At 58.3% G+C, this 6,885-nt stretch carries 4 protein-coding genes; all 4 read right to left on the reverse strand.

Annotated elements, in window-relative coordinates:
• Position 1: 1 nt before the first annotated feature.
• Positions 2–2,473 carry a carboxypeptidase-like regulatory domain-containing protein gene (locus PHW69_02415; GenBank protein MDD4004039.1) on the reverse strand — a complete coding sequence of 824 codons (2,472 nt, stop codon included), beginning with the start codon at positions 2,471–2,473 and terminating at the stop codon, positions 2–4.
• A gap of 19 nt (positions 2,474–2,492) precedes the next feature.
• Positions 2,493–3,551 carry a hypothetical protein gene (locus PHW69_02420; GenBank protein MDD4004040.1) on the reverse strand — a complete coding sequence of 353 codons (1,059 nt, stop codon included), beginning with the start codon at positions 3,549–3,551 and terminating at the stop codon, positions 2,493–2,495.
• Positions 3,520–6,672, reverse strand: a complete 3,153-nt coding sequence (locus PHW69_02425) for a prepilin-type N-terminal cleavage/methylation domain-containing protein (GenBank protein MDD4004041.1) — start codon at positions 6,670–6,672, stop codon at positions 3,520–3,522. Before PHW69_02425 ends, PHW69_02420 begins: the two co-directional genes overlap by 32 nt.
• 7 nt (positions 6,673–6,679) lie before the next feature.
• A partial coding sequence (locus tag PHW69_02430) for a hypothetical protein (protein MDD4004042.1) occupies positions 6,680–6,885 on the reverse strand: 206 nt, incomplete at its 5' end.

Genomic DNA, 6,885 nt, shown 5'->3' on the forward strand with positions numbered 1-6,885 from the left:
GCTAAAAATCAAAATCCGCCGTCACGGCCGCCGCTTCCGTCATCGTTACCGCCTGCGCGCGGCGCGCGCCGTTGCGGAAAGCGTAGACGTAATAGGTGATTTCGCTGTCGCTGCCGCGCACGGTAACGGAATAAGTCCCGTCCGGGCGGGTGGAATCTGCGTAATACACCGTGCCGCCGCCGCGCAGCGCGGCGTCATTGACCGGCGGGCCGGCCGCCAGGCTGACGGTGGAAATTACTATAAGCGCGCCGTCGGGAACGGCGGCTCCGCCTTCCCGCACGGTGCCTTTAATCGCGCACATGGTGTTGGATACGGTGAAAGTTGCCGTCCACACCGTGGCGCCCGCCGTGTAAACGTTAGCCGCCACGCTTTCGGGCGAAGCGGTTTCGCTGCTGTCAAGCTGCGGCTCAACGGCATAAGTGCCGGAAGACAGGTTCTGCATCGTGAAATACCCCGCCTGGTTGGTAAGCGCGTAACCGGATTCCAGCCCGTTGCTGACGGCGGTCACCGCCACGCCGGAAATAGGATCAACCCCGTTTGACGTAACCCGTCCGGCAATATGGCCCACTATGGAAATCGAGAAATCCACGTCCCCTGTGATCTGCCCTGTTGAAACCGTCACGCCCTGTGAAGACACCGTGGCATAATAGTCCTTATAACCGGCTACATCGGCGGCGTTGGCGATCACGGTGGCCAGACCCGCGGGCGCGGCAAGCAGATACCGGCCGGCTGAATCGGTTCTGGCGGCGTTCTCGCCGGCCGTTACGGTAATATCCTGCAACGGCGCCTCGTAAACATTGCACACCCGCCCGCTTATAAAACCGTTTTCGGTGGTGGAAACCAGCCGCACCGAATACACCCCGCCATACGGCCACGCGGGGGCAGTAACGGCGTTGGGAATATATACCGTGGCATTGGCGGAAACCGTCACAGAAGAAACCGTGGCGAAATACAAATCGCTCGAAATGGAAACCGTCCAGGTTCCTGTTGATACCGGCGTCAGCGAAAACGACGCCTTGGGATAGGCGCCGCTGACATAAGACACCTCCGCCTGCACCGCGGAAGACAGGCCGTCGTTGGCGGAAACCGCCGCTCCGTAGGCCGGCACGCCCGCGAGCGCGGCCTGGATATCCGCGGAATTTTTCACAGCGTAATTCATGGAATGCGAGGCATAAAAATTCAGGCTGTTATTATCCGTGTCGTATGCGCGGCCGCTTGTCGTGTTGAGCGAGCCGGGATAGGTCAGCCGGACCAGCTGTTCCCTATCGCCCAGCCCGCCTGAAACGGTAACCGCGGTTCCCTCGGTAAGCGCCGACGGAGCCGAACTGTTGTGCGAACTGGTGCGCCACGCGACACGGTCGTAATAACCCGACGAAGCCGGATTCCTTATGCCGATTCCGCCGGTCGTGTTTTTAGCGATCAGGTCGGAATTGCTGTACACGGCGTCGGCGCTTACGCCGTAATAACCATACTGCACGGTGCTGGCGTTTGAAATAAGATAATAGCCCTGCGCGGGCAGAATGTTTGTCCGGTAGGTCAGGGAAACTTCGGCCAGCGAAGTGGAATTGGATTTCTGATACAGCAGCCGGAGCGTATCCGCGTTTATTGTCATCGGCGCCGTGGTGGGGTTATACAGTTCCACCACTTCCGTATTGTTTGACGTGCCGGCCATCACCATGCTGATTACGGGGCCGGACGCGAGCCACACATCGCCCTTGACAGTGCCGAACGACATGGCGGCCAGGTTAAAGTTCTGCGTGGTTGTCTGGTCCTGCGAAAGCGTGATAACCGGAGAGTACTGGCTGTAATAGCCGTCCCGGCCGGCTTTCAATGTATAAAATCCTTCCGTGGCCTTGAGCTGGTAAAACCCCAGCGCATTGCTGAAAGCGTATAAATCCGGATTCTGCGCCACTTCCACCCGCACGCCCGATAACGGCCAGATATTGCCGGTGGTTACAAAACCGCTGACGGTGGAATCCGCCGCGGCCACATCCGAATTCGCATAAAGGCCGGAAAGCGAATACTTATGCCATTTATTGTTCTCCTGCCACACTATATAAACGGTAATGCGCTTGGCGCCGGTATCAGCTTCGGCATAGGAAACCGAACTGAGCGCAACTCCGGTGTCCCGCACTTTTTCCACATAAACGCGTCGGGAATAACCGACTCCGCCGGATGCGATCGTTTCCGGCGGATAAACCGCAATATCATAACTGAACCCGCCCAAGCCGCTTTCCTGCGCCTGCGCGGCCGCCGTTGTAACCGCCAGCCGCGAATAGGGAAGCTGTTTGAGAGCTTCCATCTTCTGCACCGCCAGCGGCACCACCGAAAGCGACTGCATTTTGGAATGCCGTATGGCGCGCGCGATCGTGCTGAAGGACGACAGAAACACCAGTCCCGCCACCACCAGCAGCGAGCCGGCTATCATAAGCTCTACAAGAGTAACGCCTTTTCTGTTCAACCCGGTCTTCATTATATTCAAACGCCGCCCGTCACCAGATGTCACGGGAACTGGAGATGACTGACATATCGTTAAACACAAGATTGTTACGTTCGCCCTGCGCCACCGCCACGCTCCGCACCAGCACCTGCCGCCCGTTCGCGCCGCCGATTATGCCCACCTCCAGCCCGCCCGGGAAACTGCCGCCGGCCGTGGCGTAAGCGGGCACGGTGGTTTTCGGGGCGGTCCAGACGCCTGTGTTTGGCGCCACTCCGTAACTGTAGCTCCGGCCCATTATGCCCGTAAGCGCCTGCGTAAGATTTTTGCTTTTGGCTATGGCGATCTTGTGGCTTGGCACACTGGTCAGCGTGCCGGCGGCGTTTATGGAGGAGAACGCAAGCGTGTAGTCCTGCGTGTCGCTCAGCAGACAGGTGTTTATGCCGGCCGCCAGCAGATTGGCATTCAGCTTTTTGCGGTTTGTGGAGCTCGTAAGAGCGGTCAGCTGCTTGCAATCGGCATACAGGCCGCTTTCCAGCTCGACCAGATTATAAGCCTGCACTCCGTTTACCGTTTGCGCGCCGTCCGCCGTAAGGTAATACTGGACAAGTTTGTAGGTATCCACCCGCCAGGTGCTGCTGCCGGACAGCGCGATATCCTGCGAACCGTAAAGATACGCGAAAAACAGCCGGTTGCCGAAAGAAGCCGCCTTGAACGAGGCGGCGGCGCTGGAGAAAGAACCTTGTTCCTCTATTGAAGCGAGCTTGCTGCCCGTCAGCACGGCCGGCGCGCCGGCCATGTTAAAGCGCGCGAGCAGTCCTGTGCCCAAAACGTCATTTTCGAACAGGCGTTTGGAACGGCCCAGCCGCAAATAAATCCTGTTAAGCGAGTTCTGGTTCATCTGCTTCATCGTGCTGGCGGCTTCAAAGTTGGTAAAACCTTTGCTGGTGGACAGGATCAGAACCGCAAGCACCGGCACAACGATAAGGGCGATGGTGGAGGTGACTATCACCTCCAGCAGCGTATGGCCTGCCGCCCGGCGGCGCGGGCCGCCTGCGCCTGCCGCGGAACCGCAATGGTTTTTAATCGCGCAGGTAAACATTGACTTGGTCATAGGCATAGTGCAACGGAATCGCGGAACGGAACGCCTCCACTCTCAGAACATAGGACCCTTTGGGCAGCCCGCCCACGTCCCAGTCAAAGGAAGTGCCGCTCTGGGCGTAAGCGCCGCTGTAAACTCCGGCGAGAGCGGAAGCCCCGTCCAGGCAGTATTTCCAGGTGTTGCCGTTGTCGGCGGAATATTTGGCAATATAGACAAGAGCGGTGCTTTCCGAATATCCCGAACTGTAGTCGGAGGTGTACGGCTCGCCGTTCCAGCGCAGCCACGACGCGCTCCATTGCATGGGCACGGCGGTCACGCCGTTAAACTCGTCGGTTACCGCCGGAGAACTGATCACGACCCTGGGCAGCTGGGCGATATGCGCGCTGCCGGTGTAGAGGCCCGCGTCAAGGAAAGTGTAAAGCAGAGAAAGCAGCGCGTAACTGCTCAGTTGCGTGCTGCCAAAACTCGCCTGCGTGGTCAAACCCGACACGGTCACAAACGCCGCGCTCGAAGCGTAAGCCATCTGCACGATGCCGCTCGCCGTGTACGATGTGCTGTAATCGGAGGTGTAATAGATGCGGCTCGCGCTGGCCGCCGCGGGCACAGACAGGGTGGACCGGATCATCGAATACGTCGTATCCAACCAGGCCGGCGGATAACTGCTCCCGTAGTTTATTGTATAGGGACGCAGCGAAGCCACCACCGTGGCCAGCGGAAAGTTGAAAACCGCCGCGGCATCCAGTCCCACATCCGAAATCGTGCCTGACGAAGTTACCGAAATATGCATGAATGGCCCGTTTTTGCTGGACGGCTTGCCGTTGAAAAAAGCGGCGCAGCCATATCCGCCCGTCCGGTTGGTGCTGCCGTGCGGCAGAAAAACGCTCTTTGAAGCGCGGTAATAGTTGCCGATCCCGGTGGACAGGTTGCCGCTCGACACCCAGGCCGCATAAGCCGCATCAGGATACAGCTCGCCCAGCCACGGCTTGGAATACCAACTGCCCGAAGTGTTGGCCACCAGCCGGTTCGAAGTCAGCCCGGAAGCGGCGTTATAATTGAGTATTTCATCCACATAGACTGAACTGGTCTCGCCGCTGGCGCTCCACGGGGTTTTCTTGAATTTCAGCGCGTTGGCCAGCGGCGCCATATCGCTGCCGAATTCGCCGCCCAGCCCGTAATAGTAATAACTGAACCCGGTGATGGCCGACCACACGGCCTGCGAATTAATCAGCCCTTCCCGGTAGAGCTGAAACGCGCGGTCAACGTCAATATCGTTATCGTCGTCACCCCAGCCGGAGCGGGTTTTGGTGAAACCGGGCCAATAGCTGGAAGAAACCGACGCGAAATTCCAGTTATAGCGGTGATCCGCCACAACATCCTTGTAAGGGCAGTGACGCGGATCGCCCAGCAGCTGGTACTTTTCCGTGACAGGCAATGCGACTCCGTGCCAGACGTAGGTTTTTGAAATGTTGTCCGGCTTGTTCGAGCCGATCCCCACCGTCAGGTCGTCGCCTATGCGCGTTTCCACGGTCAGCGCGCGGGCCGGCAGAGCCGCGCCGTTAAGCGTAATCACCCAGCGCGCGGTGTTTTTCGGCATGGAATTGGAGGTGTTGGTCAGATTGCGCGAAAAATCCACCGTCGAGGCGGTGGACACCGGACAGGGCACATATTCCATGCCGTACAGCCTCATGCTGTCAGGCAGGCCCTGCACGTTCGCGCCGGAAACCGTATGCGATGAATGGCGCACCGGAGTGCTGTAAAGCGTTATCAGGGTGCAATCGGAAGTCGGATGTGTAAGCAGGTAACGCCCGTCCCCGGAAACGCGCGTCGCGGAAGTATAGGCGGAAGTGGCGTTGCCGTCTATGGAAACCGCCGTGACATCCGACTCGCTTAAAGCGACGTCGGGCAGGCGTATCGTTATGGACGGCAGCACCGCCGAAGATGAAACCCGGGCCGGTTCCGTCACATACGGATAAACCCGCAAAACCACATCCTCCGCGGCGTTGTAGCGGATCTGCTCCGGGTGAGTCACCACCCGGTAATAGGGATAATCCGCCGGATCTTTCGCGGCGTCGGAATAATTGCGCATCGGCGGAACCGGCAGCAGTTCGCCATGCAGATTGATCAGCACCGCATTTTTATACGGCGCGGAAGCGCTGTTCAGTTTTTCCAGCAGCATGCGCAGGCTTGGCTCCGGCGCGGAGCTGCCAGCCGACCCGGCGGCCGCGACAAGCCCGTTATAAATAGCCTCCTCCTCCGGGTAACGCATGGCGTGATTGTACTGGTCACACACCGAATAGGTGGAGGAATTGGCGAGCGCGCCGTCGGCGTTAAGCCGCTCGTTTATGAAATCGGAGGAATAATAGGTGTAATCGCTGTCATACTGGTCGGGGATAAGGCCGGGATAGAAATACACATACGGCATGGCGGCCGCGTCGGACCGGGTTTCCTCGTTAATGTAAGGCGTATAATACGGATCGCGCCCGTATGAAAGCCTTGTAACCCAGTGCGTGCGCACTTCAAACCCGGGATTGCGCGACTGTATATCCTGCAGCACGCTTTCATACGCGCTGCGGATCGAGCTCATGGACGACCACCAGCCGGGCACATTGCCTATCGCCACAAGAAACACGTCAATCACCTGTGTGGGCACAAAATCGCCCTTTATGGTTTTGAGAACCGTCATCGTTTCCGCGAGTTTCACTTCCGGCGAGCCGGGATTGGAAACCGAATTCTTGTACACCCGCACAAACACCTTGCGGGAGTAGGCCTCCTCAGGCATTTTAAGCACGTTTATCCTGCGGATATATTTCCAGGCGTTGTTTTTTCTTACGTTGCCGCTGAGCGGATTGGCCGGATCGGACACGCTGCGGTCAGTGGTCAGTATGGAAGAATAGGAGGTGCCGTTATCGTAATCGTCCAGCACGGCCACGTCGTTATCCTCCGACCCGGCCACCAGCGAACGCAGCTCCTCCAGCATCTGCATGGCTTTCTGGTTGGCGAACGCGTACTCGTTCTGCTCGCCGCTTTTATGGCTGAGCAGATACTGCACATTGAGCAGACCAACCACCACCAGCCCCATAATAAGGGTGGCCAGCATTATCTCGATGAGCGTCAGCCCGCGTTTCCCGGTCATAATCGCCTCAGTTCTCCAAAGCCGGCACGCCGATAAACACATGCAGGGTGGACTTGTTTTCCCGGTACTGGCAGATCTGCTGTTTCACGGAATTAAGCACCGAAGGATCATACCGCAGCTCGGCCACGTCAGTCGCTCCGGAGCGCGACAGCGAAAGCCCGCCGTACCCGACAAAACTGCCGGTTATCAGCGCCGGATCCTGAATTGTTGACA

It is taken from the genome of Elusimicrobiaceae bacterium (assembly GCA_028700325.1).
GTDB lineage: Bacteria > Elusimicrobiota > Elusimicrobia > Elusimicrobiales > Elusimicrobiaceae > JAQVSV01.

Coding starts and splice junctions, on each gene's coding strand:
- PHW69_02415 (MDD4004039.1), bottom strand. CDS start 2,473: ATGAAGACCGGGTTGAACAGAAAAGGCGTTACTCTTGTAGAGCTTATG.
- PHW69_02425 (MDD4004041.1), bottom strand. CDS start 6,672: ATGACCGGGAAACGCGGGCTGACGCTCATCGAGATAATGCTGGCCACC.
- PHW69_02420 (MDD4004040.1), bottom strand. CDS start 3,551: ATGACCAAGTCAATGTTTACCTGCGCGATTAAAAACCATTGCGGTTCC.